This window comes from Gaiella occulta (assembly GCF_003351045.1).
Classification (GTDB): domain Bacteria; phylum Actinomycetota; class Thermoleophilia; order Gaiellales; family Gaiellaceae; genus Gaiella; species Gaiella occulta.
The window spans coordinates 1-25,482 of record NZ_QQZY01000005.1 but is presented as its reverse complement, the minus strand read 5'-3'; the positions used below and the strand labels follow the sequence as shown (position 1 = coordinate 25,482).

The 25,482-nt window shown below is 70.4% G+C and carries 29 protein-coding genes; 13 read left to right on the top strand and 16 right to left on the bottom strand.

Going from position 1 to position 25,482, the window contains the following annotated elements; all coding sequences use genetic code 11:
* Positions 1-72: 72 nt before the first annotated feature.
* Together Gocc_RS10490 and Gocc_RS10485 are read left to right on the top strand one after the other, a co-directional pair.
* Complete coding sequence (locus Gocc_RS10490; protein ID WP_147281270.1) at positions 73-570, top strand: hypothetical protein; 498 nt, start codon at positions 73-75, stop codon at positions 568-570.
* Positions 560-1,030, top strand: a complete 471-nt coding sequence (locus Gocc_RS10485) for a glutaredoxin domain-containing protein (RefSeq protein WP_114796525.1) — start codon at positions 560-562, stop codon at positions 1,028-1,030. The genes Gocc_RS10490 and Gocc_RS10485 overlap by 11 nt, the downstream gene beginning before the upstream one ends.
* Positions 1,031-1,083: 53 nt before the next feature.
* On the opposite strand, the gene Gocc_RS10480 is transcribed toward Gocc_RS10485, so the two are convergent.
* Positions 1,084-2,190, bottom strand: coding sequence for a DUF3179 domain-containing protein (locus Gocc_RS10480; protein ID WP_114796524.1), 1,107 nt, complete (start codon positions 2,188-2,190; stop codon positions 1,084-1,086).
* A gap of 61 nt (positions 2,191-2,251) precedes the next feature.
* Positions 2,252-2,797: a hypothetical protein gene (locus tag Gocc_RS10475; RefSeq protein WP_114796523.1), complete on the bottom strand. Its 546-nt coding sequence runs from the start codon at positions 2,795-2,797 to the stop codon at positions 2,252-2,254.
* 156 nt (positions 2,798-2,953) lie between these two features.
* Here Gocc_RS10475 and Gocc_RS10470 point away from each other — a divergent pair, with 156 nt between their 5' ends.
* Complete coding sequence (locus Gocc_RS10470) at positions 2,954-3,520, top strand: RNA polymerase sigma factor (RefSeq protein WP_114796522.1); 567 nt, start codon at positions 2,954-2,956, stop codon at positions 3,518-3,520.
* Here the strand turns inward: Gocc_RS10470 and Gocc_RS10465 are convergent.
* The 3 genes from Gocc_RS10465 to Gocc_RS16200 all read right to left on the bottom strand — a co-directional run bounded on the left by Gocc_RS10465 (position 3,517) and on the right by Gocc_RS16200 (position 4,441).
* Positions 3,517-3,777, bottom strand: coding sequence for a hypothetical protein (locus Gocc_RS10465; RefSeq protein WP_147281269.1), 261 nt, complete (start codon positions 3,775-3,777; stop codon positions 3,517-3,519). The genes Gocc_RS10470 and Gocc_RS10465 overlap by 4 nt on opposite strands.
* 82 nt (positions 3,778-3,859) lie before the next feature.
* A complete protein-coding gene (locus Gocc_RS10460; RefSeq protein WP_181813569.1) occupies positions 3,860-4,279 on the bottom strand; it encodes a peroxiredoxin-like family protein in 420 nt (139 codons plus the stop codon).
* Positions 4,280-4,300: 21 nt separating this feature from the next.
* Positions 4,301-4,441 (bottom strand): hypothetical protein, encoded by a 141-nt coding sequence (locus tag Gocc_RS16200; RefSeq protein ID WP_181813568.1) that lies wholly within the window; start codon positions 4,439-4,441, stop codon positions 4,301-4,303.
* Positions 4,442-4,736: 295 nt separating this feature from the next.
* Between Gocc_RS16200 and Gocc_RS10455 the strand changes: the two genes are divergently transcribed.
* The 4 genes from Gocc_RS10455 to Gocc_RS10440 all read left to right on the top strand — a co-directional run bounded on the left by Gocc_RS10455 (position 4,737) and on the right by Gocc_RS10440 (position 10,430).
* Positions 4,737-6,257 (top strand): HD-GYP domain-containing protein, encoded by a 1,521-nt coding sequence (locus Gocc_RS10455; protein ID WP_181813567.1) that lies wholly within the window; start codon positions 4,737-4,739, stop codon positions 6,255-6,257.
* A gap of 125 nt (positions 6,258-6,382) precedes the next feature.
* Positions 6,383-7,372 carry a dTDP-glucose 4,6-dehydratase gene (rfbB, locus tag Gocc_RS10450; RefSeq protein ID WP_114796518.1) on the top strand — a complete coding sequence of 330 codons (990 nt, stop codon included), beginning with the start codon at positions 6,383-6,385 and terminating at the stop codon, positions 7,370-7,372.
* A 23-nt stretch (positions 7,373-7,395) separates the two neighbouring features.
* Positions 7,396-8,793 (top strand): SpoIID/LytB domain-containing protein, encoded by a 1,398-nt coding sequence (locus tag Gocc_RS10445; protein ID WP_114796517.1) that lies wholly within the window; start codon positions 7,396-7,398, stop codon positions 8,791-8,793.
* Positions 8,790-10,430 (top strand): S8 family serine peptidase, encoded by a 1,641-nt coding sequence (locus Gocc_RS10440; protein ID WP_114796516.1) that lies wholly within the window; start codon positions 8,790-8,792, stop codon positions 10,428-10,430. Before Gocc_RS10445 ends, Gocc_RS10440 begins: the two co-directional genes overlap by 4 nt.
* An 18-nt stretch (positions 10,431-10,448) precedes the next feature.
* Here Gocc_RS10440 and Gocc_RS16950 read toward each other — a convergent pair whose 3' ends face one another.
* From Gocc_RS16950 to Gocc_RS15720, 5 genes are all read right to left on the bottom strand, one after another.
* On the bottom strand, positions 10,449-11,099 hold the full coding sequence (locus tag Gocc_RS16950) for an acyltransferase (RefSeq protein ID WP_181813566.1): 651 nt from the start codon (positions 11,097-11,099) through the stop codon (positions 10,449-10,451).
* Entirely contained in the window at positions 11,096-12,076 is a 981-nt protein-coding gene (locus tag Gocc_RS10425; RefSeq protein ID WP_181813565.1) for a Gfo/Idh/MocA family protein, read from the bottom strand. The genes Gocc_RS16950 and Gocc_RS10425 overlap by 4 nt, the downstream gene beginning before the upstream one ends.
* Positions 12,073-13,344 carry a nucleotide sugar dehydrogenase gene (locus tag Gocc_RS10420; RefSeq protein ID WP_245904910.1) on the bottom strand — a complete coding sequence of 424 codons (1,272 nt, stop codon included), beginning with the start codon at positions 13,342-13,344 and terminating at the stop codon, positions 12,073-12,075. Before Gocc_RS10420 ends, Gocc_RS10425 begins: the two co-directional genes overlap by 4 nt.
* Entirely contained in the window at positions 13,334-14,395 is a 1,062-nt protein-coding gene (gene wecB / locus Gocc_RS10415) for a non-hydrolyzing UDP-N-acetylglucosamine 2-epimerase (protein WP_114796513.1), read from the bottom strand. Before wecB ends, Gocc_RS10420 begins: the two co-directional genes overlap by 11 nt.
* A 92-nt stretch (positions 14,396-14,487) precedes the next feature.
* Positions 14,488-15,441, bottom strand: a complete 954-nt coding sequence (locus Gocc_RS15720; protein WP_147281268.1) for a LysR family transcriptional regulator — start codon at positions 15,439-15,441, stop codon at positions 14,488-14,490.
* A 45-nt stretch (positions 15,442-15,486) separates the two neighbouring features.
* On the opposite strand from Gocc_RS15720, the gene Gocc_RS15715 reads away from it, so the two are divergent.
* From Gocc_RS15715 to Gocc_RS10395, 4 genes are all read left to right on the top strand, one after another.
* Positions 15,487-16,635: an MFS transporter gene (locus tag Gocc_RS15715; RefSeq protein ID WP_181813564.1), complete on the top strand. Its 1,149-nt coding sequence runs from the start codon at positions 15,487-15,489 to the stop codon at positions 16,633-16,635.
* A 78-nt stretch (positions 16,636-16,713) separates the two neighbouring features.
* Positions 16,714-16,923 carry a hypothetical protein gene (locus Gocc_RS10405; protein WP_114796511.1) on the top strand — a complete coding sequence of 70 codons (210 nt, stop codon included), beginning with the start codon at positions 16,714-16,716 and terminating at the stop codon, positions 16,921-16,923.
* 370 nt (positions 16,924-17,293) lie between these two features.
* Complete coding sequence (locus Gocc_RS10400) at positions 17,294-17,854, top strand: hypothetical protein (protein ID WP_147281266.1); 561 nt, start codon at positions 17,294-17,296, stop codon at positions 17,852-17,854.
* Between the two features lie 50 nt (positions 17,855-17,904).
* Positions 17,905-18,597: a hypothetical protein gene (locus tag Gocc_RS10395; protein ID WP_147281265.1), complete on the top strand. Its 693-nt coding sequence runs from the start codon at positions 17,905-17,907 to the stop codon at positions 18,595-18,597.
* Between the two features lie 244 nt (positions 18,598-18,841).
* Here Gocc_RS10395 and Gocc_RS15710 read toward each other — a convergent pair whose 3' ends face one another.
* From Gocc_RS15710 to Gocc_RS15695, 6 genes are all read right to left on the bottom strand, one after another.
* Positions 18,842-19,459, bottom strand: coding sequence for a hypothetical protein (locus Gocc_RS15710; protein WP_147281264.1), 618 nt, complete (start codon positions 19,457-19,459; stop codon positions 18,842-18,844).
* 14 nt (positions 19,460-19,473) lie between these two features.
* Positions 19,474-19,857 carry a hypothetical protein gene (locus Gocc_RS10385; protein WP_114796507.1) on the bottom strand — a complete coding sequence of 128 codons (384 nt, stop codon included), beginning with the start codon at positions 19,855-19,857 and terminating at the stop codon, positions 19,474-19,476.
* 118 nt (positions 19,858-19,975) lie between these two features.
* Positions 19,976-20,716 (bottom strand): hypothetical protein, encoded by a 741-nt coding sequence (locus tag Gocc_RS10380; RefSeq protein WP_114796506.1) that lies wholly within the window; start codon positions 20,714-20,716, stop codon positions 19,976-19,978.
* Between the two features lie 147 nt (positions 20,717-20,863).
* Positions 20,864-21,517, bottom strand: a complete 654-nt coding sequence (locus Gocc_RS15705) for a hypothetical protein (RefSeq protein WP_147281263.1) — start codon at positions 21,515-21,517, stop codon at positions 20,864-20,866.
* 11 nt (positions 21,518-21,528) lie between these two features.
* Positions 21,529-21,906, bottom strand: coding sequence for a hypothetical protein (locus Gocc_RS15700; protein ID WP_147281262.1), 378 nt, complete (start codon positions 21,904-21,906; stop codon positions 21,529-21,531).
* A 587-nt stretch (positions 21,907-22,493) separates the two neighbouring features.
* Positions 22,494-23,105, bottom strand: a complete 612-nt coding sequence (locus Gocc_RS15695; RefSeq protein ID WP_147281261.1) for a hypothetical protein — start codon at positions 23,103-23,105, stop codon at positions 22,494-22,496.
* A 511-nt stretch (positions 23,106-23,616) separates the two neighbouring features.
* On the opposite strand from Gocc_RS15695, the gene Gocc_RS10375 reads away from it, so the two are divergent.
* Both Gocc_RS10375 and Gocc_RS15690 read left to right on the top strand, forming a co-directional pair.
* A complete protein-coding gene (locus Gocc_RS10375) occupies positions 23,617-24,129 on the top strand; it encodes an RNA polymerase sigma factor (protein ID WP_114796505.1) in 513 nt (170 codons plus the stop codon).
* 419 nt (positions 24,130-24,548) lie between these two features.
* Entirely contained in the window at positions 24,549-24,824 is a 276-nt protein-coding gene (locus Gocc_RS15690; RefSeq protein ID WP_147281260.1) for a hypothetical protein, read from the top strand.
* The last annotated feature ends 658 nt before the right edge of the window (positions 24,825-25,482 follow it).

Genomic DNA, 25,482 nt, shown 5'->3' with positions numbered 1-25,482 from the left:
CCCCCGGCTCGAGCGGGGCGAGGCGTGACGGGCGGCTGAATCCCGTGCCGGGCGACCGGGGTCGGACAGCACGTGGAAGAAGCGACCGGGACGCGCGGGCCGTACCGTATGCCGAGCCTCGGCCGGCTCGCACCGGCGCTCGCGGTGCTCGCGCTCTTCCTCGTCCCGTGGGCGTTCTGGCTCTCGCGGACGCTGCCCGCGACCCACACTGCGCGCCACTGGGATCTCGCGTGGGCGGGCTTCGACGTCGCCCTCGCGTTCGGCCTCGCGTCGACGGCGCTCAGCGCTGTCCGGCACTCGCCCTGGCTGGCTGCGGCGGCGAGCGCGACGGGCACCCTGCTCGTCGTCGACGCGTGGTTCGACGTCCTCACCGCGCAGGGCGGCAGCGAGCTCGCGCTCGCGGCGGCCGAAGCCGTGCTCGTCGAGCTACCCCTCGCCGCGCTCAGCTTCTGGATCGTCCGCGACGCCGAGCGTGCGATCGAGACGCTCTGCGACTGCCTGCGGATCCGGCGCGACGCGCCGAAACGCGCGGCGGTACCTGTGCGTCCAGCCGTGCGACATGGACGCTGACCACAGCACCGTCGCCGTCTACACCTTGCCGGGGTGCGCCCACTGTGAGCGCGCGCGGGCGCTGCTGCGCCGTCGCGGCATCTCGTTCACGGAGGTGCGCGGCGACGGCGTGCCCGGCTTCCGCCGCATGCTGCTCGAGCTGACCGGTCGCGCGTCGGTGCCGCAGATCACGATCGACGGGGCTCCGGTCGGCGGCGCCTCCGACCTGGCGCGGCTCGACCGCCGCGGGATCCTCGTGCCGCTGGCACGGCGCGAGCCGTTCCCGCGCGCGCGCGCCGTCCGCCGCTTCAACCCGGTCGGACTGCTGGCGGCGCCGTTCGGTGGGACGTACGGCCTCTGGCGTCACGCCGTCGACGTCGTCGAGCGGGACGGACGGCTGCGCGAGCGCCTGCCGGTCGGGTCGGCCGAGCAGGCCGCGCAGCTCGCCGGCCTCCTGAACGAGCGAGCCGCTGCCGCGTAGCGGCGGCGCGCTTCCTCTCCTCGTCTCGTGAGGCCGGCTGCGGAGGCGTGGCGCTAGCGGACGATGCGCGCATCGGGCCGGAAGGCCGCGACCGAGAACCAGAAGGGCTCGTCGAAGGGCACCGCCTTGCCGTTCTCGAGCACCTGTGCCGAGCCGACGTCGGCGCCGTTGGCGATCGTCGAGTCCCCGAGCGCCGACGCGACGCCGGGCGTCCAGCGCACGTCGAGCCTGCGGGCGCCGAGTTCGACCGTCACCTGCCGCCGTTTGCGCAGCAGCGAGAACGGGACGACGACCGCCTGCCCCTTGTCCTCGAGATACACCACTCGCTCCTTCGGCGGCAGCCGGTCGTCACCCGCGTTCGCGGCGGCGAAGAACGGCGGCGACGACGCGTCGTCGTAGCCGACGTAGGGGTTGTCCCCGTAGGAGCGCTGGTATCCGGTCTGCCTCGAGAGGACCTTGCCGTCGGGATTCTCGCGGCGGAACTGCGCCCAGGAGACGATCCGCGCCGGCAGCTGCTTCAGCTTCGTGCCGGTGAGCGCACCGACGATCGCCTCGCCTCCGAACTGCTGCCACCACGACTCCGTCTGGCGGTCGTACATCACGAGGTCCGAGTTGCGCAGGTTGCCGGTCGTGCCGAAGTCGAGAACGCGCCCGCCGATCCGGCGGTCGAAGACGATGGCCGTGTTGCACAGCGGGCAGAACGTCACGGCGAGCGGAGTGCCTCCGAAGTCGTCGTTGACGATCTCGTGCCAGATCAGGATCTGGATCGGGTAGGCCCGCACCTCCCCGTTCAGGTCGAGAGCGATCACGGGCTCGCGGTCGCGGAGGAAGCGGGCGTCCCCGACCGCCACGAACCGGGGGGCGTCGATCGCGGGAATGCCGTCCTTCGGCGGCCCGCCGGACTGGATCTCCGTGAACGGGACGCTGTGCTTCCCGAAGTCGGTCTTCCAACCCGCCTTGAGCGCGGCGGGCGGTGGCGGGGATCCCTCGCCGAGGCCGACGTTCGGGAGCGGTGTGGTCGCGAGCGCCTTCCCGATCGAGTCGAGCACATCCTCCTCCGACGGCGCGCCGTCGCGCGTCGCGACCAGGACGGCGGCTCCGGCCCCGGCGAGGACGGCGACTGCGAGGAGGAGTGTGATGAGGGTGCGGCGCCTCGGCATGGCCGGCGTTGGAGTCGAGGCGCCGGGCCGAGAATCGGCCCGGCGCCTCGAACGAGATGGGCTACTTGGGAGGAATGGTCGGCATGAAGTTCGGGTCGATCTTGCCCTGCGTCACCTTGCCGAACGGCGAGGTGAAGTTGCGGGCGCCGATGTGGATGAACCAGACGCCCTTCGTGCCCGGCTTGCCGCCGTGGACGTCGGTCTTGAGGTCGTGGAAGTGCGTGACGCCGGGACCGTAGAGCTTGTTCACCCGCGCTTGGTCGGCCTTCGTGAACACGCCGGGAATCCCGACGGCGACCCAGTTCAGGTTCTTCGCCTTCGCGAGGTTCATGCTGTCGAAGTGAAGGGCCATCAGGAGGCCGCTCGGGAGCATCAGCACCTCATGGTCGGACATGGAGTTGAGCCCGAGGCCCTTCGCCGGCCTGAAGTTCTGGACGAGCTGCTGCCAGAGCCTTGCGTCCTGCTGTGTCAGTGCGAGCTGGGCGCGCAGCTTCGCGATCTCCTGGGCCTGTGCGTTCGACGTCGCGGCCCCACCGGATGATCCGAACGCTGCGGCGGCGATGAGCCCGGCCGCGACCAGGGCTGAGAGCGGCGCGACGAACCTCATGCGCCTGACGCGACCACGGGTCGATCCCACCATGTGGTTGTTCCTCCTGTAGCGTTGCTTGACGGGTACACGTCGTCAGATGCCGCGTGACGGGCCGGCGATTCAGGATGTCGGCGTGGTCGCGGCCGACCGCGTCCGCCCCTCTAGGATCCGTGCGTGAGCACGGAAGCGGAAGACGACGCGGCGCTGCTCGCCGCCGCGCGGCGGGGCGACGTGGAGGCGTTCTCCGAGATCGTCCGCCGCCACGAGCACCGCCTGCGACTCGTGGTCAGGCGCATCCTCGACGACACACGTGACGTCGAGGAGGCGGTTCAGGACGTGTTCGTGCAGGCGTGGCGCAACCTCGACCGCTACCGCGGCGAGGCGGCGGTGTTCACGTGGCTGTATCGCATCGGAGTCAACGAGAGTCTCGCTCGGCGCCGCCGGAAACGCCTGGAGACCGTCGACCTCGACTCGCCGGGGGCCGCAGCCGTCCATGACGCGCGCGTCGAGGTGCAGCCGGCCCTCAGCGTCGAGTCGGCGGACACCCGCGACCGTGTGCGCGCGGCACTCGCGGCGCTCCCGTTCGACTACCGGGAGGCGGTCGTGCTCCGCGATCTCGCCGGCCTCTCGAACGAGGAGGTCGCGGACGCGCTCGGCCTCTCCGTCTCGGCGACGAAGAGCAGGATCCATCGCGGCCGCATGCAGCTACGCGAGCTGCTCGAACCCGACCTCGGCGACTAGACCATCCAGACCAGGCCGTCCCAGTACGCGCGGACGCGCGACTTCCGGTCGAGCTCGAGGTGGAGCTCGCGCGGCAGCCGCATCCCGGGTCTGGCGAACACCTGCAGCGGCTCGGCCGTGACGAGCTCGAACTCACCGTCCGGCGGGCTGGTCGCGGCGTCGAGGCTGATCGTTCCGCCGCAGCAGCGCTTGCAGGGCCAGACGTAGACGGAGCCACCCTGGCTGCGGATCTCCTCGACCACCGTTTCTCCTGCCACGATCTTCACGTCACGGCCTTCCCGTCGGCGCCGCGTATGCCGCCTTCACGAGCTCTGATGCGGAAACGCACGAAAGGATTCATCAGGAGCGGCCCTCGCTCCGTTCCCCCGCCGCGAGGCGGAGCTCCTCGACGAGCACGCCGACCGGCGGTCGATCATCCCGATTCTGCGGACGCGCGTAGGTGACGATGCCCGCCGGGGCGACGACGAAGTCCCCACCCAGCTGCAGCGTGTCGTCGCCGAGCCGCAGCGGAGGGTGTCCGCCGGCGAGCAGCCGTGCGTAGCGCAGCCACACGCGGGGGTCGAGCCAGACCCCCGCCACGCTGGACCGTCCCATTCCCCACGCCTCGTAGGCCCGCCGCTCCCGATCGACGAGCACCGGGAAGGGGACGTCGAGCCCTCTCAGCAGGCCTTCGCGGACGCGCTCGGCATCGTCGTGGACGACGAACACGACCGCTCCGCCGAGCGCCTCGATGCGGTCGCGCTTTCCGAGCACCTTCACGAGGTGCGCGCGGCAGATCAGTCAGCCGGCGTGCCGCAGGAAGCTGACGAGCACCGCCCGCTCGCGGAGATCTTCGAGGTCGAAGAGGGCCCCGTCGAGCGTCGGCAGGACGAGCGCCGGCGCGGCATGCCCGGGGCGAGCGGCTCGTGCGTCCTCTCTCACGGCACCGACGATCTCACAGAGCGGACACCTCGGCCACCTGACCGAGCATGGATCCGCCGATCGGCGTGGCCGCCGGGGGCCGTCCGGGCCGCGCGGATCGGTGGATCCAGGCTGCGCTCCAGGTTCACGATCCGTTCGACCCGACCGGAGAGCGCGAGATTCGCGCTCGCGTCGCTCGCGCTCGTCTGGCGGCGTCGAAGCCGTCGACGAACGTGGCACGGCGTCCAGGAGTCGAGGCGCGGCGGCCCCGTCCGCAGGTCTCAACCTCGGCTTCCGGCGTGCCGACAAGAGCAGAATGCACGGGAGCACGAGCCGGCCCGGCCTCGCGGTGTGGGTTGCGACGGTCGTCGCAGCAGGGAGCCTGATCGGAGCCACGAGCGTCGGCCCGGTGGCCGCCGTCGTCTGGGACGCCCCGCTGGAGCTGTTCTCGCTCGTCGTCGTGACCGCGGCGCTCTGCGTGCTCGCGTCGGCCGCGGTGGTCGTCGTCGGGATGCGGGACGACACGGCCGAGGTGGGCCTCCTCGGAGGTAGCTTGCTGGGCCTGTCGCTGCTCGCACTTGCGCACGGCATCGCCGTGCCGGGCGTCCTCTACGGCCCCAACACGGCTGTTACGGCAACGACCCTCCTCTCGCTCCCGGTCGCCGTCGCGATCGCTTCGCCGCTGCTCGCCTCGCGCACCGGCCCGGCGCAGTGGGTCGCTCGGCGCTGGCGCCGATGGGTGGCCGCCTGGATCGCTCTCGTGGTCGGCGTCTCCGCGCTGCTTCTCGCACTCCCGTCTGCGTTCGGCATACCGGGGCCGCGCCACCCGGCCACCGTCGCGGTGGCGGCGGCGTCGGTGCTGGTCATGCTGACGATCTCCTACGGCCAGTTGCGGCTGTACTGGGTGGGCGAGCTGAGGGCGACGCTGGTTGGAGCTCTCGGCTTCGCATTCATCGGCGTGACGGCGATCCAGTGGGTGGGGGAACGCCCGTTCAGCCTCGGCTTCTGGATCGTGCACCTGCTCGACACCGTCGGCGTTCTCGCGGCTTGCGGCGCCGTCGCGCTCGGCCATCGCGCCGAGCGGCCGGTGCGCGACCTCCTCGCTCCGATCGTCGAGCGGGATCCGCTCGCGACGCTCGAGCTCGGCCTGGCGCCGGTCGTGCGGCGCTTCGTCGCCGCCCTCGACGCCAAGGATCCCCAGACGCGCGACCACGTCGTCCGCGTCGCCGAGACGGCGATGCGCGTCGGCGAACGTCTCCGTGTCGAGCCTCGCCGGCTTCGCTACCTCGGCCTCGCCGCGCTCCTCCACGATGTCGGGAAGCTCACGGTCGACGACGCGATCCTGAAGAAGCCGGGACGTCTCACGAACGACCAGTACGAGCGGATCAAGCGTCACACGAGCGACGGGGAGAAGCTCCTTCTCGCCGCGCGCGAGCTCGCGCCCGCGGCCGGGTTCGTGCGCTCCCACCACGAGCGCGTCGACGGGAGGGGATACCCCGACGGCCTCAGCGGCGAGCAGATACCCCTCGAGGCGCGGATAATCGCCGCGTCGGACGCCTACGACGCGATCGTGCACACGCGTCACTACCGCGACGGGCTCGGGAAAGAGGCGGCTGCCTCGATCCTGGAGGAGCATGCCGGCAGCCAGTGGGACGCGGACGTCGTCGCTGTGCTCCTGGCCGTCGTCGAGGAGGCTCGCGCGAGCGGCAGCGTCTTCTGGAGGGTCGGACGCGAGCCGGCGGCCGGCATCGGCCACGAGGCCTGTGCCACGTGCGCCACCTGCGCCGACGCGCTGCCGGTCGAGGTCGCGGAGCTGCTCGCGGCGCTTTCGAGCTGACGCGCGCCCCGCATGCTCCCGGAGCCACCGCCGCGTGATGCGGGCAGGCGGGAGGGGCTCGCTCGGCGCGCCTGAGCGCTCCTGCCGCGGGCCTCGCGTGCGACCGCGCGCGGTACCCTTGCGCGATGCGCGTTCTGGTCACGGGCGGCGCCGGCTTCATCGGGTCCCACTTCGTCAAGCGCCTCGTCCGTGGGGGCCACGACGTCGTCGTGCTCGACAAGCTCACCTATGCCGGCAACCCGGCCAACCTCGCGGGCGTCGAGCACGAGCTCGTCGTCGGCGACATCGCCGACCCCGAGGCGGTCGCGCGCGCGGGCGCCGGCTGCGACGCGATCGTCAACTTCGCGGCCGAGACGCACGTCGATCGCTCGATCCTCGGCCCGAAGGAGTTCGTGCACACGGACGTGCTCGGCACGATGTGCCTGCTCGAGCTGGCGCGGGAGACGGGGGCCCGCTACGTGCAGGTGTCGACCGACGAGGTGTACGGCGACCTCGAGGCCGGCTGCCGCGCCCGCGAGGACGATCCGCTGCGCCCCTCCAGCCCCTACAGCGCGGCCAAGGCCGGCGGCGACCTGCAGGTGCTCGCCTACGTCCGCACCTACGGGGTGAACGCGTCGATCACGCGCGGCGCCAACACCTACGGCGCCAACCAGTATCCCGAGAAGCTCGTGCCGCTCTTCGTCACCAACGCGCTCGAGGGGCAGCCCCTCCCCGTCTACGGCGACGGCAAGCAGGTGCGCGAGTGGCTCCACGCAGAGGACCACTGCGCGGGCATCGAGCTCGTCCTGCACGAGGGCGCGCCCGGCGAGATCTACAACGCCGGCGGCGAGGATCACGAGAACCTCGAGGTCACCTACCGCATCCTCGAGCTGACCGGCGCCGACCCCTCGCTGATCCGCCACGTCGAGGACAGGGCCGGGCACGACCGCCGCTACGCCGTCGACGACGCCAAGCTGCGCGCGCTGGGCTGGCGCCCGCGGCACTCGTTCGGCGAGACCGGCCTGCCCGAGACGGTGGACTGGTATCGGGAGAATCGCGCCTGGTGGGAGCCCATCAAGTCGGGCGCCTACCGTGCCTACTACGAGGAGCAGTACGCGAGCCGGCTCAAGGGCTGAGCCGTCCGACCGAGAATGACCCTATGGGGCATTTCGTGCGGCATCTGATCCTCCTCCTCTCCGTGCTGGCGCTCGCCGCCGGCGCATCCGCGGCGACGCCGCCGGGCGACTCGGCCCCCGCCCCCGCGCCGGCGCTCTCCTCCCCCGTGTACGTGCTCACCGGCGGCGGCTACGGCCACGGAGTGGGCCTGAGCCAGTTCGGCGCGCTCGCGCAGGCGAACGCCGGCCGCAGCTACCGAGACATCCTCGACTTCTACTACCCCGGGACGACGATCGCGACCTCGCCCCGCTCCCGCGTGCGCGTGCTCCTCGGCGCCGGCCTGACGACGGTGACGATCGGCTCGTCCGTGCCGTTCGCGGTTCGCGACGCCACCGGTGCCAGGACTCCCCTCCCGGCGGGCGAGCTTACGCTCGCGCCCGACCTGGCGTTGACGATCGACGGGCAGCCGACCGTGCTGCCCGGGCCGCTCGCCTTCCTGCCCGGCAAGGGAGGCCCGCTCACGCTCGGCGGCAACGGCTACCGGGGCGAGCTGCGCGTCTCGGTCGTGGACGGCGCCCTGCAGGTGATCGACGCCGTCGGCCTCGACGCGTACCTGTTCGGCGTCGTGCCGGGCGAGATGCCGAAGGAGTGGCCCGCTGCCGCCCTGCAGGCGCAGGCCGTGGCAGCGCGCTCGTACGCGCTCGCGAACCTCGTCAAGAACCGTCCCTTCGACCTCTACTCCGACCAGCGCAGCCAGGTCTACCGCGGCGTCGCCGCGGAGTCGCCGAGCACGACCGCGGCCGTGAAGGCGACGCGCGGCGAGATCCTCACGTTCGACGGCAAGGTCGCGACGACGCTCTACTCGGCGTCCTCGGGAGGGCGCACCGCGGCCAGCGCGGACGTGTTCGGGGTTCCGTTCGCCTATCTGCGGACGCGTGACGATCCGTGGGACGCGGAGTCCCCCTACCACCGCTGGCCGCCGCGAACGTACACATCGGCTGCGCTCGCGAAGGCGTTCGGGCTTCCCTCGCCCGTCGTCGACGTCGAGATCGTGCCGACGCCCTCCGGGAGGCCCGCCTCGGTCACGCTCGTGACCCGGGCGGGCACGCGCACGCTGCTGAAGGCCGCCGACGTGCGCGCCCGGCTCAGGCTGCGCTCGACGGCATTCCGGATCGGGGTGCTGCGCATCACGCGTCCGTCGGGCCCCGTGGCCCCCGGGGCGCCGGTCACGGTGTCGGGGATCGCGCGCGACGTCGACGGCGCCGTGCTCGAGAAGCTCGGCGCCACGGGTGCGTGGCTGCCGACCGCGAAGGTCGCTCCTGCCGAGGACGGCGCCTTCCAGGTGACCGTGCGCCCGACGGCAACGGCCACCTACCGGCTAACCGCATCCGGCCTGCCCGGGCCCGCTTTGACGCTGACAATCTCCGACGGGGCCTCATGACGGGGCGCGCGGCGGCCGCGGCCGCCGCGATCGTGCTCGCTCTCGTCGCGCCGGCCGGCGCCGCCGCGGCACGCTACGTGGTCGGTCTCGAGCCGGATGCCGCTTCCGCAGGCGTCGCGCGCGAACTGCGGGCGCGCGGCGCGACGCCGGTCGAGAGCCTCGCGCCGCTTCCCGCGCTCGTCGTCGACACCGCGGACGCCGCCGCCCTGGCAGGCGTGCGCGGCGTCCGCTACGTGGAGCCGCTGCGCGTGCGACGGCCCGCGTTCACGCCCAACGACCCGTTCCTGCCGCGGCAGTGGTACCTGGCGCAGAACCGCTCCTACGACGCCTGGACCGAGCTGCCGCCGCTCGCCGCCGTGCGTGTCGCCGTGATCGACTCCGGCGTCGACGCGACGCACCCACAGCTCGCGGGCCGCATCGCCGCGGCGCGGAGCTTCGTCGGCGGCGACCCGTCGGACACGTCCGACACGCAGGGCCACGGCACCTTCGTCGCCGGCCTCATCGCCGCCGCAGCCGACGACGGCGTCGGGATCGCGGGGCTGGCGCCGTCCGCGCAGCTCCTCGTCGCCAAGGTCGTCGGCCCGCAGCGCTCGATCTCGGTCGAGGCGGAGGCGAAGGCGATCCGCTGGGCCGTCGCGCGCGGAGCGCGGGTGATCAACATGAGCCTCGGCGGCCTGCGCGACCCGGCCGACGCCTCGCGGGACACCTATTCGCGGCTCGAGGCGGACGCGGTCGCCTACGCCGTGTCGAAGGGCGTCCTCGTCGTGGCCGCGGTGGGGAACTCCGACCAGGCTCCCTCCCAGCCGTGGCCGTATGCGAGCTGGCCGGCCGCGCTGCCGCACGTGCTCGGCGTCAGCGCACTCGCCCGCAGCGGCGACGCGCCGCTGTTCTCGAACCGCGACCCGGTGTTCAACGACGTCGCGGCGCCGGGCGAGGAGATCCTCTCGACGCTCCCGCTGGCGATCACCGCGCAGCGACCCGAGTGCAGCGAGCAGGGCTACTCCTCGTGCGGTCCCGACGAGTACCGGAATGCCGAGGGCACGAGCTTCGCCGCCCCGCAGGTGACGGCCGCCGCGGCCCAGCTGATCGCCGCCGACCCGTCGCTTGCCCCCGGTCAGGCGGCGGCGCTGATCGAGCGCTCCGCCGTCGACGCGACCGCGGCGAACGGGTGCGCGAAGTGCGCGCCCGGCAGGGACCCCCTCACCGGCTGGGGGCGGCTCGACGCCGCCGCCGCTCTCGCCGCGCCGCGACCGGCGCGGGACGCGTTCGAGCCCAACGACGGCGCCGGCGCGAGCGCCTACCCGCTCTACGGCGTGAAGCGCCGTGTGGACGCGACCCTCGACTACTGGGACGACCGCGACGACGTCTACCGCGTCTACCTGCGGCGCGGGCAGGCGCTGTACGCGTCCTACGGCGGGGCGACGCCGCAGGCCGCCGCGTCTCTCTCGCTGTGGAGGCCGGGCAGCGAGAGCCTCGCCGCCGCCGGCCGGCCGACCGGCCGTGTGCGCCGCTCGGCGGCCGGGCAGCGCGTGCGCGTCTCCTACCGGGCGCCGCATGCCGGCTGGTACTCCCTGCAACTGCGCCTGGAGCGGCCGGGTGGCGGCGCCTACCGTCTCAGCGTCGTCAAGGCGTGGTAGCGGCGCCTTCGGCTTCCCCTACGCGTTCTCGAGCAGCTCGTCGTCGGGAACCTCGCGCAGCACGCGCGCGGGGCTCCCGACGACGACGACCCGCGGCGGCACGTCCTTCGTGACGACGGCGCCGGCGCCGACGAACGCCTCCTCGCCGACCTCGATCCCCGGGCACAGGATCGCCCCCCCGCCGATCCGCGCACCGCGCCGGATCGTCGGCCCCTTGACGTTCCCGAAGCGCTTCTCGGTGCGGCCCATGAAGTTGTCGTTCGTCGTCACGACGCACGGGGCGATGAAGACGCTCTCCTCGAGCGTCGAGTAGGCGGTGATGTACGCGTCCGCCTGGATCTTCGCGAGCGCCCCCACGGTGCTGTCGTTCTCGATCAGGGAGCCGCGTCCGAGCACGACGTCGTCGCCGATCGTGACGCGCTCGCGCACGCAGGACTGGTCGCCGAGGATGACGCGGGCGCCGATCGTCGACCCGGCGAACACGATCGCAGCGGTGGAGACGATCGTGCCCTCGCCGATGACCGTCGGCGGCAGCGGCTCGCGGCTCGCGGTCGACCGCGGCGACAGCGACGGCTGCTTGCCCACGACCGCGTACTCGAGCACCTTCACGCCTTCGCCGAGCACGGTGCCGGGATGGACGATCGCGCTCGGGTGCACCTCGACGCTCACGCCGGCGCTCCGGTGCGGAGCGAGGTCGTCAAGCGGTCGAGCGCGCGGACGACCGCGAGCCCGTCGAGCGCCTCGCGGTGGCCGCCGGGCCCCTCGACGACGAGCCGGAGGAAGTGCTGCATCTCGAGTCGCAGCGGCTCGTCGTTCGGGATCTTGGGGCTGAAGATGTCGCCGGTGCGGGTGCGCCACTCGCCGTAGGTCTCGGCCGGCTCCCACGGCGCCTTGTCGTACACGGTCACCTTGCGCTCGAGCTCCATGTCGTCGAACACGACCATCTTCTCGAGCCCGACGACCGTCATCTTCCGCATCTTGTGCGGGTCGAGCCAGGACAGGTGCATGTGCGCGATCTTCCCGGACGGGAAGCGCAGGAAGCAGAAGACGACGTCCTCGATGCCCTTCTGGAGACGGTCGATGCCGTGGGCGACGGCCTCGCTCGGCTCCTCGCCGAGCAGCCAGAGGATGACCGAGAGATCGTGGACGCCGAGCGACCAGAGCGCGTTCTCGTTCGAGCGGATGACGCCGAGGTTCTGCCGGTTCCCGTAGATGCACGCGACGTCGCCCAGCTCGCCGGCGTCCACGAGCTCCTTCACCTTGCGCAGGCCCGGGTGGTAGAGGAGCAGATGCCCCGGCATGAGCACCTTCCCCGCCCCCCGTGCGAGCGTCACGAGCTCCTCCATCTCGGCGCCGCGCATCGCCGGCGGCTTCTCCACGAACACGTGCTTGCCGGCTTCGAGGGCCTTCCTGGCGAGCGCGTGGTGCGTCGGCACGGGCGTCGCGATCACGACGGCGTCGACGGTGTCGTCGTCGAGCATCTCGTCGAACGACGCGGTGACGCGAGCCGAGGGGTACCGCTCGGCGTACTCCGCCCGGCGGCGCTCGTCGGTGTCGCACACCCAGGCGAGCTCGGCGAGCTCCCCGACCACGCGCACGACGTTCTTGCCCCAGCCGCCGACACCGGCGTGGGCGACCCTGATCACAGCTTCCACACCTTGTCGCTCTCGATCCCGTGGCGACCGATCGCGTTGCGGAGGTCGACGACGAGCCGCGCGTCGTCGACGAGCCGGGCGTAGTCGATGCTCGTGTGGGCCGTGGCGATGACGACGGCGTCGTAGGCGCCGGGCTCGAGCGGCGCCGAGGAGAGGGTCGTCCCGTGCTCCTCGAACGACGGCACGTGCGGGTCGTGGTAGGCGACGGCGGCGCCGGCGTTCTGCAGCAGCTGGATCAGCTTCACGGCGGGCGACTCGCGCGTGTCGGAGATGTCCGCCTTGTAGGCCACGCCCAGCACGAGGATGCTCGACCCCTTCAGCGACCTGCCGGCGCCGTGGTTGAGCGCCTGCGAGACGCGGGAGCGGCAGTAGTAGGGCATGTTCTGGTTCACCTCGCCGGCGAGCTCGATGAACCGGGTCGAGAAGTCGAACTCGCGTGCCTTCCAGGTGAGGTAGAACGGGTCGATCGGGATGCAGTGGCCGCCGAGGCCGGGGCCGGGCTCGAAGCGCATGAAGCCGAACGGCTTGGTCGCGGCGGCGTCGACCACCTCCCAGATGTCGATTCCCATGCGGTCGCACAGCTGCGCGAGCTCGTTCACGAGCGCGATGTTGACGGAGCGGAAGATGTTCTCGAGCAGCTTCGTGAGCTCGGCCGCCTCGGGCGTGGAGACGCGGTGCACGGAGTCGACGGCGCTGCCGTAGAGGGCGGCCGCAGCCTCGGTGGAGGCGTCGTTGACGCCGCCGACGACCTTCGGCACGTTCTTCGTCGTGAAGTCGAGCCGGCCGGGGTCGACGCGCTCGGGCGAGAAGGCGAGGTGGAAGTCGACGCCGGCGACGAGCCCCGAGCCGCGCTCCAGGATCGGCAGGATCTCGTCGCGCGTCGTGCCGGGATAGGTGGTCGACTCGAGCACGACGAGGTGGCCCGGCCGCAGACGCGCCGCGATCTGCTCGGCGGCGGAGAGGACGATCGAGAGGTCGGGCTCGCGCTGCCTGGACAGTGGCGTCGGCAGGGCGATCAGGATCGCATCCGCCTCGCGCAGCTCGTCGTAGTCGGTCGTGGCGCGCAGCCCGCGCTCCTCGACGAGCTGCTTCAGCTTCGCGCTCGGGACGTCCTCGATGTAGCTCTCGCCGCGGTTCAGCTGCGCGACGCGCTCGGCGCTGACGTCGACGAGCAGGACGGAGCGTCCCGCGTCGGCGAAGACCTGGGCGAGAGGTACGCCGACGTAGCCGGCGCCCACGATGGCAACGTCACGATGCACGGCGGGCAATCGTAGCGGCCAGCGCGGCGGCGATCCGCCCGGAGGCGTGCCCGTCGCCGTAGAGGACGGGACGCTCGGCCGGCATCCGCGCCGTCTCGATCGCGGCGGCGATCCGGGCCGGGTCGTCGTCGACGAGCGTGTTCGCGCCCGCGAGGACGGTGTCGATCCACTCGGTCGACGGGCGCATCGTCACGCACGGCACCCCGTACCAGTACGCCTCCTTCTGCAATCCGCCCGAGTCGGTCGCGATCACCGCCGCCTGCGAGGCGAGGGCCGCGAAGTCGAGATAGCCGAGCGGCTCGATCACGGACACGTTCGGCGGCACGGCCACGTCGTTCTGCGCCAGCACGGCGCGGGTGCGCGGGTGCGCGGGGAGCACCGTCGGGCGCCCGCACGCCCCGAGCCCGCGGACGATGCGCTCCAGGCGCTGCGGCCGCACGTTCGCCTCCCGGTGCACGGTTGCGACGACGTAGGAGCCCGGCTCGAGGCGAAGCCGCGCGAGGATGCGCGAGCGGCTGCGGGCGAGCGGCACGAAGCGGCGCGCCGCGTCCGCCATCACGTCGCCGACGACGTGGATCTCGCCCTCCACGCCCTCGCCCCGCAGCGTCGCCGCGGAGCGCTCGTCCGGCGCGAACAGCAGCGCGGAGATCGCGTCGACCGCGATGCGGTTGCGCTCCTCGGGCATCGTCAGGTCGCCCGACCGCAACCCGGCCTCGACGTGGGCCACGGGCACGCCGGCCGCGGCCCCGGCCTGGGCGCCCGCCAGGGTCGTGTTCGTGTCGCCGAGGACGAGCACGGCGTCGGGCCGCTCGAGCGCGACCACGCGCGCGGCGGCTGCCCGCAGCACGTCCGCGTCCGCGGTGCGCAGGTCGAGCAGGTGCGCCGGAGCGGGGATGCCGAGATCGTCGAAGAAGACGGCCGACATCTCGTCGTCCCAGTGCTGGCCGGTGTGGACGACGGTCTCGTGGATGCGCGCGTCCCGCAGGGCGACCGAGAGCGGGGCGGACTTGACGAACTGCGGCCGGTTGCCGACCACGGTGAGCACGTTCATGCGACGGTCGTCCGGCGGACGGGCGTGGTGCGGCGCTCGGCGGGCATCAGGCCGGATCGTCGCACACGGGTGCGGGGGGAGACCGCGCCCGCTCAGGATCGGCCACGGCCGCCGCCGAGCTCGGCGGCCACCTCCGCGGCAACCTCCTGCACGACCTCGACGAACGCCGAGGCGGCGCGCGAGAGGTCGCGCGCGGCGTGCCAGGCGATCGTGATCTCGCGCGGAGGGACGCCGACCACGTCGAGCACGGCGACCTCCCTGTCCGAGCGCTCGACCGCGAGCAGCGGCACGAGCGCGTAGCCGATCCCGGCGCCGACGAGGCCCTGCACGATGCCGCTCTCGTCGGAGCGGAAGACGATCTGCGGCTCCATGCCGCGGCCGCGCAGGAATGCCTCGCCGCCCTCCTCGGGGCGGCGGTAGGCGATCAGCGGCAGCCGCGCCAGCTCGCGCACGCGCACCGGCGCGCCTGCCCGCGCGAGCTCGGAGGCGGCGGGAGCGAGCAGCACGTAGGGGTCGGAGAGGACGTGCGCGTGCTCGAGGTCGGGGTCGGCCGTGCGCAGGACGAAAGCCAGCTCGAGCTCGCCGCGCTGGAGCTGCTCGCGCAGGCGCTCGTCGTAGGGGGATTCCGTCAGGCGCACCTCGATCCCCGGCCAGCGCTCGACGTAGCGGCGCATCGCACCGGGGAGGAGCCGGATGCCTGCGCTCTGGAAGGTGCCGACATGAACGGTGCCGGCCTCGCCCTCGGCGAGCGCGTTCAGGTCGGCCTCCGCCGCCCGCATCGCCGCGGCGGCCCGCCGCGCGTGGCGCAGCAGCCGCTCGCCCGCGTCCGTCGTCGTGACCGGCCGCCGGCCGCCCGGCCGCTCGAGCAGGCGCATGCCCGCCGCGGCCTCGAGCGTGGCGATCTGCTGGCTGATCGCCGGCTGCGAGTAGCCGAGCGTGCGCGCGGCCTCGGCGAACGAGCCGCTGGCGGCGACGGCCTCGAGCGCCGCGAGGTGGCGCACCTCGATACCGAGAAGGCGATCATGGTTTCTGATCGGAGCGTTCATAGAGTCGTATTTTACGAATCGATGCGGCGTGGCGATCCTGTCTGCATGCGCCGGTCGTCTCCTCTCGGCCCACTCGTTGCCCTCGCCTTCGCGAACAGCGCGGCGGACGCTGCGCTGCTCCCGCTGCTTCCCGCGATCCGCCGTGACCTCGGGCTGACGGCGCTGCAGACGGGCGCGATCCTGTCGACGACCACGCTCGCCATGCTCGCGACGGCGCTGCCCATCGGCCTCCTCGTCGGCCGCGTCGGCGCGCGGCTGCTGCTGCTCGCGGCGGCGCTGCTGATCCCGCTCTCGCTTGCTGTCCAGGCCGCGGCCCCCGGGCTTCCGGCGCTGCTCGCGGGTCGCCTCGCCTTCGGCGTCTCCTTCGGCATCGTGTGGGTGGTCGGCCCGGCGCGGGCGATGGCGGACGGGCGCGGTGCCGCGGGAACGGGGCGCCTGATCGCGGTGTCGGGAGCCGGCTGGCTCGTCGGCCCGGTGCTCGCCGGGGTGCTCGCGGATGCGGTGGGCTGGCGGGCGACCTTCGCCGCTCTCGCCGTCGCGACCGCCCCGGTCGCGGCCCTCGTCGCACTCGACCGCGCGCCCGCGGCGTCGCTCGCGGCGGCGCGCCTGCGCGACGCCTTCGCCGCGGTGCGCCACGATCGCTCGGCCGGCGGCGCGACGCTCGTCAGCGCGCTCCTCGGCGTCGTCACCGGCGTGACCGGGCTGCTCGCGCCGCTCGTGCTCGCCGCCAACGGGCTCTCGGCGGGGGCGATCGGTGTCGCGGTCGGCGTCTCGGCGGCCGTGTGGACGGCGGCCGCGGCCGTCGCCGGTCGCGTGGGGCCGGCACGGACGAACGTCCATGCGCTCGGCGTCGGCGCCGCCGCCCTCGCGACGGCCTGGCTGCTGCCGGCGATCAGCCTCTCCACCGCCGTCGTCGTCGGCTTCCTCGTCGTCTCGGCGGCGTGCCGCTCCTCGATCGGCACGCTCGTCTACGCGGTGGGTGCGCACGGCGCGAGCGGGGAGGCGTCCGCCGCGGCGTCGGTCGGCGTGATGAACCTCGCGTGGGGGGTGGCGGCGCTCGTCTCGCCGCTTGCCGCGGGAGCGGCGGACAGCGAGGCCGGCGTGCGCACGGCCTTCGCCGCGGTCGCCCTGCTCGCGCTCGCGCTCGCGCTGTGGCTCCTCGCGCCGCGCCGCCGCACGCCCGCGCCCGCCTGAGCGTGGCATCGCGGGCCTGTGGACGCCGCTCGTATGCCACCGGCGGGGGCGCTACGAGCGGGACGTTCGTCGAACCGGTTGCGGCGTACGTTCGAGAGCTCCGAAGCTGCGCTCGAGCCGATCGAGATGGTCGAGCAGGCCGGCGCTCTCCCGGGCGCGATTGCGCTTGCCGACCGTCGCCTGTCTCAGGACACCGGCTTGCTCGAGGCGGACTACAGCCAGGCGGGCTCGTTCCTCGCTTCCGCCGAGGAGCTCGGCTGCCACCTTCACGTTCACGATCGGATGTGAGGGCAGCGCCTCGATCAGGCGCCTCGCACCTGAACCCGAGCGGGGTCTTCCAGCCGCCTCGATCCACAGTAGCGTCCCCGCTCGTGGTGTACGAGGCTGAGCGCGTCATCCTCGCCTGAGCTTCACGCGGCTGCTGCGAGAGCCTCTCCTCTCACGGCTGTGATTCGTCTGGATCCTTCGACCGCCCCTCGATCTTGCTCAGCTTACGGTGGAAGATGCGGATCTGACTGCCTGGCCGCACCTGCGAGGGGCGGCACGGGTCGCACGGTTCAGGCTGCGACCTGCGTTACCTCTGTCGTGGTTCAACGACTAGCTGAAGAGAACCAGGACTCCGATTGGAAGGAGGCGGGCCAGTAGGGGAACATCGGTCTTGCGCGAAGACGACCTGTCCGGCCTGCAGGCGCGCAGCTCGAACGCACTGGCTGACACTGCCGGCCTCGCTGGTGCCGCAACCAGCTGGCCGTGCAGAAACGCATCAGCCGTCGACGCTCGGCATCAAACGGAAGGGGAACTTGAAATGCCGACGCTCTCTTCAAGGCGTGGATCGCGGGTGATTCCGATCCTCGCCCTAGGACTCATCCTCGTGGCGATCGCCGTCCTCGCCGCGAGCGGCAACGCTCGGAGTCTGGCCACCTGCACGCCGTCGACCTGGATCCCGGTTCCGGTTTCGCACCAGAGCAAGGGCGGCGGCCACACCGCCTGTGATGCGGGAGCCCCGATGTGGGCCTACGACGTGCGTCTCGTGAACCGGGCGGGAACCGCCCTCGCCGAGACGCTTCACACGGCGCAGGATCAGTCCGGATCGGGGGATCGCTGGACGCCGCTTGCGACCTGTACCGGTGCGTACATCCACAACTTCTACTACATCAACGTGGGTGGTACCGGGAGGAGCGACACCTCCGGCGAGTACGGCTCTCCGACGCCCTGCTAGGCGCCGGACGCTAGCTCGACGTCCCAAACTGCGAACTGAAGGAGGATGACATGGACAATCATGGCCGCTGGGAAAGCACGACACGACACCGGCGGATGACGCTTGGACGGGGCTTCCTCATGGCGACCGTCGTCGCGGCACTTGCCGCGCCGGCGCTCGCCGTGACCGGGAAGCTGGCGGACATCCCCGGCTTCGCCGGCTACGCTGGGAAGGGTCCGACCGCTCAGCCGTCGTCGGTGCCGGATCTGAGCCGCGCCTCGAAGCTGGTCTCGGCGAAGCTGCCGTCCGGCCAGGAGCTCGCGGTGTGGCAGGCGCCGAACGCAGGCGGTGGCCACTGCGTCTTCCTCGACAAGTCGGCGGCGACAGCGGGAGTGCCGACCACGATCACCGGCGCCGGGGAGTGCAGCGATTCGCCGCCGTCGCAGAAGTGGATGAACAAGGACAGTCCAGTCAGTACGAACATCGACTGGGCGAAGACGTCGGAAGGGGCCTACGGCTACGAGGTGACCATCGAAGGTCGTGTCGACGTCGCGCGCGTCGCCGGCCTCGCGGTCGTGTCGTCGGCAGGAGCGATGCCGGTCGCGCTCTCGCACGGCTATTTCGTCGGCGGGCTCGCCCCGTCCGGCGCTTCCGGGAGGCTCGCCCCAGGCGGCCCATACTTCCTTGTTGCTTACGACAGAAGCGGGACGGAGGTCGGACGTCAGGATCTGGAGAAGCTGATCGCTGCGACCCGGCCGCAGTAGCGCCGCCTATGGAAGCCGGCCAACGACGAAAGTGGATCCGGAGGGGTGGGGACGTTTCACGCCTCCGGATCCTGAACTACGCGAGTTCGAGGCGGATCGCGGGAACGAAGCTGCGATCTCACGGGAAACGAGCCGGACTGCTCGACAAGGAGATCGACATCCGCCAGGAGGAAGGCGACGAGAGCCTGGCAAAGCGGTAGACGGCACGATCGCAACTGGCCATGGCGGCTCCCCCTTCTTGCGCTCACGTCTGCGAGCCCTGAATCGGCACTGCCGTACCCGCCTTGTCCAGAGCGACGAGACCTACAATTCCAGGCGGCACATCCTCGAGGAGGTAGGCGTTTCCTGCGGTCGGAACCTCAGCGGCGATCGCGCCGGTCGCGTCGACCAGGCCGATCGAGACGACACCGTCGGCCGCGAGGCCCTGAACTCTCGTGATCCCGCGTGGAGCGCCCTTCGCGATCGTGATCACCGAGAGGTCAAGCGCGGGACGCTCCGCGGACGGAAAGCTCGGATCGATCGGGCATTGCACGATCCCGAGCTGGGTCACGCGTCCAGCCTCGAATTGGCCGACGGCGGCGCACGACTTACCGGATGTCGTCGCAATTCGAAACACGCCGTTCGTACCTACAGATTTCATCAGCGAGACGCCTCGGAGCGCGTCCAGGCCCGGGCCACCGAATCGCCCTAGCAGCTCAGCAGCTTGGCCCTCGACTTCGACCGGAGTCCCGTCGCTACCGACGGCCCAGGTCTCGATTGCGAGCCCTGCACCGTCCTCGCGTGCTGCTGCCACAAGAGCGAACAACCCAACGCCTACGACGATCGCCAGACCAGCTGCCACACGCCAGAGCCGATTGCGCATGATTGTGTCCCTCCTCAGGAGTACGCCTGGGTTTGGAGATAGGACGCCGCGCCGCTGACGTACTCGGCCGCGGACTTCAGGTAGCCACCCAGCCCAACGGTGCTCGGCACTGTCGCAACCTGGGTGACGCCCGAGACGCCAATGAACCCAGACGTGTACGCGTCTTTTTGCCAGCCCAGGTAAACGTATCCCCCACCCCGCTTGTCCATGTAGTTCGAGTTCCAGTAGTTCCACCCACTGCAGACGGCGCCCGGCACGGCGACCGCTGGCGCCATACAGTTGCCATTGCTCGACGAGTTGCCCAGGTAGTTGAAGCCCCAACTCCAGGTCGCTGCGGCCGAGACTGGCGCGATGATCAGCGCGACGACCGTCGTTCCTATTGCGACTCGATACCTCATTCAATCCTCCTCCCGAGTCGTACGAGGACCCGTTCTTACCGGTATTTCGCACGAGACGCCTGAAAGTAACGCCCGCGACGGGCACAGCTGGCCGCAAACGCGGGAGGTCGCGATGCTGTCACGGCCGTGGCGGCGCCGGAATCGTCTTCGTGCCCACCGCGTTCCCGTCGTCGTCGAGCAGGCTCACCTGAATCGGGAACGCGTTCGCGGACTCGGGGAGGTCGACGACGAAGAAGCCTGCGTCGATGGGAGCCGAGACTCGGGTCAGGGCGACACGCTGGGTCTGACCCTTGGCCGGGCGGATTTCCGCCTCTACCGCCTTGTTTGTCAGGGCGCTGCCGTAGACGACTGCCGGGCCCTGAGGGAAGCGTTTCGCTGCGAAGCCGGCGCCGAACATGATCTCTCTGGCCGCATCGCATCCCCCCCCGAGGCCCTCGATCTCGAGGCAGAAGCCACCTTGACGCGTCGGCGCAATGAAAAGACGGGCGGAGGTGCCGTCAGCCAACCTGATCGTCATGAGTGTTCGCGCCTCCGAAGCCACGACGCTGGGGTCCATGCCCGTCGGTGCGCCCCGCCCCAGGCTTTCGAATCTGAGGACGATCTGTCTCGGCGCTTTGGGGCTGGAAAACCAATCCGAGACGCCGGGAATGACGTTCGTGAACGCGAGCGCAGGCAGAACGACGATGGCAGCCGCCACGGCAGCGGCAAGAAGCACGACTGTGCGGCGCCAATGTGTCTGTCCAGCAGGCTCTGGGCGCGTCTGCGCGATAGCGTCGGCGATCGCGAGCAACTCCGGATCGTTGCCAAGCGCCTCGGCGATCTCGGCATTGGAGAAGACGCTAACCGGTTCCTCGTCCATGGTGTTCCCACACTATGTCTCTCGCCGCGGCAGGCACAACGGGAACCAGTTACCCCCGCGAACTTCCGAAGGGAGGACGTCGATCCCGCTGAGGCAGCCGTCGGGGCTGAGCGAAACCGCAGAGCCCCGACGGGAATGCCCTGGCGGTTACGGCGCCGGAGGCGCCGGAATGGTCCACTCCTTATCGGATCCGTCCACGAAGCGCACGGTGATCGCGGTCGGCTTCGACTGGAGCTCGAGGTAGAAGGCACCGTCCCGCACGATCGCCGGGTGAGATGTCGCGCCGGTTGCGACGCTAACACCTGTGACGCCTTCCCCTGTTAGCCCGTGCACGACCGTGGGCGCACCGGCATCGAAGCCATCCGGGTCAACGAGACCCCATTCGAGGCCGTCTCGTGCGATCGCCGACCCGTCCGTGCACCCGGCGTCGCCCGACGGGCTCACCACGTAGCACGCCTGTTGTTTGTCGGTCGGGACGAGGTAGGTCGTCTGCCCGTAGGCACTGATTGTCTTGCGACTGTCGGTGGGAAGCGGCGTTCCAGGGTTGAGCGCTTCGCTTGGTGCCCCACCAGCGAGGAGACGGGCGAGGCCTGCCTGCGCCGAGGCGGGCAACGCGTCGTCTGCAGTACGAGCACGGCTGAAACTCGGAAGCACGTCGGCTGCGCGAGCCGGGGCTGCAGCTTCGGTTTCCACGTCGAAGCCTCCTCCGGCGGATGCGACGACACTCACCGCGAGCATGGCGCCGATTGCCGCGGAGCCACCGAGCACGAACGATGCCGAGCGTGAAAACGGATTCTTCACCGCGTCGCCTCCTAGTTTGTTGTCTGGCATGTCCAGGTCACGCCGGAGTTGTCGTCGCTGTTCGAGCATTTCGCGTAGGCGACCGTGCCGCTGCCGCCGTTGTACTTCGTCGGGTTCGAGCTGTTGAAGACCAGACCGGTTTGACTGGAGCCATGCAGATACCAGACCCACCAGGAGCGGCCCGCCTGGTGCCACACCTGGTTGTAGTCGCGTACCGCCTCGCCGCTCGTGGCGAACGTGCCGCCAACACCGTTCGTACCGGAGGCGTACGTGATCTGCGCCGCCAGAGCGACTGCGGGTGGCAGAACGACGAGGAATAGGCAGGCAGCTACGAGAGCGAGTCTGCGCAGGCCTCCCCGGGTCCATTGCGTCACATCGATGGAACGCACACGCGCCCTCCTTCGTTTCCGCCGTTTCCGCTGACGGCTGTCGGGAAGAGAAGTCGCGCTGGCGTCGGAAAAGTAACGGGGCTCTCCGCTTCCAGTTCGCACGCGTCCGTGCCAGGCTAGGGTCGCCGTCTGACCTCTGCCGTGAGCACTCGATGACGACCCTGTTGGACGCGAGCAGCGCCGTCGTCCAATTGTCCCGCTTCACGCCGACCTCGAGCTGTGGCTCAACCTCGGCGAGCCGTTCCTCCGGCAAGCTCACTGGCAAAGCGATCTGACACGACATCTTCCACCCCGTGCCCGACCTGATCGTGCCCGACCTGATCGCGGGATCGTGCCCGACCTGAAAGCCACCAACGACAACCCCCAAACCGTTTCATCTGGACCAGACCGGCGGAAAGATTCTCGGAGAAGAGGAGCCGCGGCCGCGGCACTCTTGACGCAAACGACCAAATGAGACCGAGACGGTGCACTAGGTCCCTCGCCTTGACCTGGCTTCCCAAGTCGACGACGGAAGGGCGCGACGACGGAAGGGCGCAGAGCGCTCACGGGTCAACTCATCCGGCACCCGTGAGCGCTCTCTGCGTGGATCAGCCTGCAACCCCGGTTTCTTGTCGAGCGATCTCGCCGCCAGCAGTGTCATGGGCGACAACCGTGACCGGTGTAACGCCCGCGGCGAGATCCGCCCGAGAGACACGGTAAGCGAAGACACGATAAGGGACATCCGCGCTCTTCGACGCAAAAAGCGGTAGTACAACAGTTGAGCCGTCGCTCATTTCCGCTTTGAGTTGCGCGACCGAGCTATCGGCGAGGCCGTAAAGCCGGGCCTCTTTCAACGACGCACCTGTCGCTCCACCAGCGGAAGCAAACACGGCCATGAACGGCTTCCCACCAAGCGGCGAATCAGCCGGACCGCAGGCGCCACCAGAGGCGATGCCATTGAGTTGCGCGTCGCTCACGCAAATCGATCCGTCCGAGAGTCGCGCGACATAAACGGCCAGATCGGGACGACCGATTTGACTCGGAAAGCCGACGGCCTTCTGACCGAGACCGTTGGCAGCGAGTTCTTGCAGCTGCGCACCCTGCTGTGCGTCTGTCGGGAAGAGGAGCGATCGGCCGCTGGCGATAGCAACCCCCGCAACAGCAATCGCGACGACGAGAGACGCGACGAGGACGAGACGATTCTTGGTCACCTCCAGCACCTCCTGGTCAGTAGTCGAAGACGGTGCATGCGACCGTCCCACTTGTGTGCAGCAGGCAGTACCCCTTCTTCACCGTTGAGCTGTTCCACGACGCCCACACGTCAGGCGCGGTGCTGCGATGAGTGTCGTGCCATGAGTAGGAAACGTTGTCGATCAGCGTGATCGTTCTGTCAACCCCTGTCGTGGTGTGGGAGTTCGCTTTGATCCAGGACGACCCGTAGCTTGAGCTTGCACTGGTGCCATATGAGTAGGAACCCTCCGGCAAGAACCGCTCGTAAGTCGCAGCAGCCGCGCTTCCTGCAAGAATTCCGGCGCCTAACACTGCGACTATGAGGATTAGCCTGCTTGAGGTAACCGTGGGTCGCATACCTTCCTCTCTACGTTGTCCGCTGACGGCTGCCGGGAAGAGAAGTCGCGTTGGCGTCGGAAAAGTAACGGTGCTCTCCGCTTCCAGTTCGCACGCGTCCGTGCCAGGCTAGGGTCGCCGTCTGACTTCTGCCGTGAGCACTCGATGACCCACCCTCCGAAGCGCTCGACCCTCGCCGAGCGCGCGTACCGTCAGTACCGCCTGCGGATCTACCGCTTCTTCATGCGTCGAACAGGCAGCCCCGCGGACGCAGAGGATCTGACCCAGCGCGTGTTCGCCGACGCTGTCGAAGCATTCGCAGGCGACGCCACGCCTCCTGACTCGATGCTGGCCTGGCTGTACACGGTCGCATACCGAAGGATGGCCGATGAGATACGGCGGCGCAGCCGGACGCCCCAGGCAGCAGCACCATGGAATGTCGACACACTCCACTCAACCGACGAGTACGGCCCGAACGTGCGGGCAGCGCTCGAGACGGCCATCGCACATCTATCCGAAGAGCAGCGAACCGTCGTCGTGCTTCGCCTCCTCCGCGGGCTGCCGTTCGCCGAGATCGCCGAGCTCATCGGCCAGAGCGAAGCTACCTGCAAGATGCGATTTGCCCGCGGCATCACTCGGATCCGCAAGGAACTCGAGGACAACAACGTACGCCCATGACCATCCAGGTCGACATATAGGGGGGATCGGGGGTCTGGTCTTCTTCGTTCCACTTGGCTGTCCCGACCGCAAGTCTGCGAGGATCGGCTGATGATCGGAGGCCACGTCTTCTTCGTCTCGACTGATCGCCTTGGCGCACGGCTCCCAGCGGGCGCAACGTCGCCGCACGTCTCGGCTATCTCGCGCAAACCGTAACCCCGCTGGACGGGCGCGATCACGGCCAGGTGGAACGAAGAAGACCTGACCCCGGCCTTCCCTCGCGTTAGTTGCTTCGTCGAGGTTGCGTGCGCGGGCAAGCAGGGCGCCGATCGCGACGAAGGTTTCCGGCTCCACGGTCATGGGTTGAGGTAGCCGTCGGGTCCGAAGAGGGTGGTTCGGGCGAGGAATTGGTTGTAGTAGCGGCAGGATGGTTCGCCGACATGCAGGCAGACGGCGCATGCGGAGCCGTTGCGGGTGCAGCCGGGGTCGAGTGCGCAGCGCGGTTCACCGTGCACGACCTCTCGCAGCGCCTTGTCGAGGTCGTTCTCGAACAGGGCCTGGAGGCCGCCGAGGACGAAGTCGCCGCGGCTGGCGGCGAACACGACGAAGCCGAGATGGAGTGGGACGAGGTATTCGCTGAGCGCGTCGCGTTCGACGCCGGCGAAGGCGGAAATCTTGCGGATGATTCGGTGCGAGAGGGAGTGGATGAGGCGTAGAAGGTCGGCGCCTGGTGTGTCGAGCGCGGGGTCTTCGCCGGCGCGCGGGATTTCGCAGCTGCGAATGATCGCCAGCCGCGCCTCGTACGGGTCACTCGGCGCGGTCGTGAGGTGCCCGCGCGCGGTGAGCCAGCTCGCGACGCGGAGTGGGTCGAGGCGGAAGAGCAGGCCCTCGGTTTCGGCCTTGATCGCGTGTAGGCGGATGCTGCCGTCGGCTGCGCGGAAGGGTCGGAGGGTAGAGGCCCCGGCGGCCGCTTCGCCGCGGGTGTAGCCGAAGACCGTAGTCAGGACTGGGAAGGTTTCGAGCAGCTCGACCTCGTCGAGGCCCGCTTCATGGATTGCCGGCGGGTAGAGCTGCTCGTAGCGGGCGCGCGCGCCGGGGCCGCTACGGGCTGCTAGCTCGTCGAGCCGAACTCGGCCGCCGGAAACGGCGTAGGCGAGCTTGAGGGCCGCCTCGAAGGCCTCCTCTTTGGTGTCGTCCTTCAGATCGAGATCCGCGGGTGCGGTGCTGATCCGGTCGCCCGCTTGCGCGGGTCTGTCAGATTTTCGGTGTAAGTCCTGTTGTCTATTTTGTTAATCGTTGATCTCGATTCGTCCTTCGAATGTCACTGCGAACGCGTTGAGGGCGGGCTTCCAGCGGTTGCTCCAGCGTGCTCGG

Bases quoted from the DNA above. Each gene is read 5' to 3' on its own strand.
- Gocc_RS10375 (WP_114796505.1), top strand. From the start codon at position 23,617: ATGACCCACCCTCCGAAGCGCTCGACCCTCGCCGAGCGCGCGTACCGT.
- Gocc_RS10485 (WP_114796525.1), top strand. From the start codon at position 560: ATGGACGCTGACCACAGCACCGTCGCCGTCTACACCTTGCCGGGGTGC.
- Gocc_RS10445 (WP_114796517.1), top strand. From the start codon at position 7,396: ATGGGGCATTTCGTGCGGCATCTGATCCTCCTCCTCTCCGTGCTGGCG.
- Gocc_RS10385 (WP_114796507.1), bottom strand. From the start codon at position 19,857: ATGAGGTATCGAGTCGCAATAGGAACGACGGTCGTCGCGCTGATCATC.
- Gocc_RS15715 (WP_181813564.1), top strand. From the start codon at position 15,487: ATGCGCCGGTCGTCTCCTCTCGGCCCACTCGTTGCCCTCGCCTTCGCG.
- Gocc_RS10455 (WP_181813567.1), top strand. From the start codon at position 4,737: ATGCACGGGAGCACGAGCCGGCCCGGCCTCGCGGTGTGGGTTGCGACG.
- wecB (WP_114796513.1), bottom strand. From the start codon at position 14,395: ATGAACGTGCTCACCGTGGTCGGCAACCGGCCGCAGTTCGTCAAGTCC.
- Gocc_RS10395 (WP_147281265.1), top strand. From the start codon at position 17,905: ATGGACAATCATGGCCGCTGGGAAAGCACGACACGACACCGGCGGATG.
- Gocc_RS10440 (WP_114796516.1), top strand. From the start codon at position 8,790: ATGACGGGGCGCGCGGCGGCCGCGGCCGCCGCGATCGTGCTCGCTCTC.
- Gocc_RS15710 (WP_147281264.1), bottom strand. From the start codon at position 19,459: ATGCGCAATCGGCTCTGGCGTGTGGCAGCTGGTCTGGCGATCGTCGTA.
- Gocc_RS10380 (WP_114796506.1), bottom strand. From the start codon at position 20,716: ATGGACGAGGAACCGGTTAGCGTCTTCTCCAATGCCGAGATCGCCGAG.
- Gocc_RS10475 (WP_114796523.1), bottom strand. From the start codon at position 2,797: ATGAGGTTCGTCGCGCCGCTCTCAGCCCTGGTCGCGGCCGGGCTCATC.
- Gocc_RS15690 (WP_147281260.1), top strand. From the start codon at position 24,549: ATGCAGGCAGACGGCGCATGCGGAGCCGTTGCGGGTGCAGCCGGGGTC.
- rfbB (WP_114796518.1), top strand. From the start codon at position 6,383: ATGCGCGTTCTGGTCACGGGCGGCGCCGGCTTCATCGGGTCCCACTTC.
- Gocc_RS15720 (WP_147281268.1), bottom strand. From the start codon at position 15,441: ATGAACGCTCCGATCAGAAACCATGATCGCCTTCTCGGTATCGAGGTG.
- Gocc_RS10480 (WP_114796524.1), bottom strand. From the start codon at position 2,190: ATGCCGAGGCGCCGCACCCTCATCACACTCCTCCTCGCAGTCGCCGTC.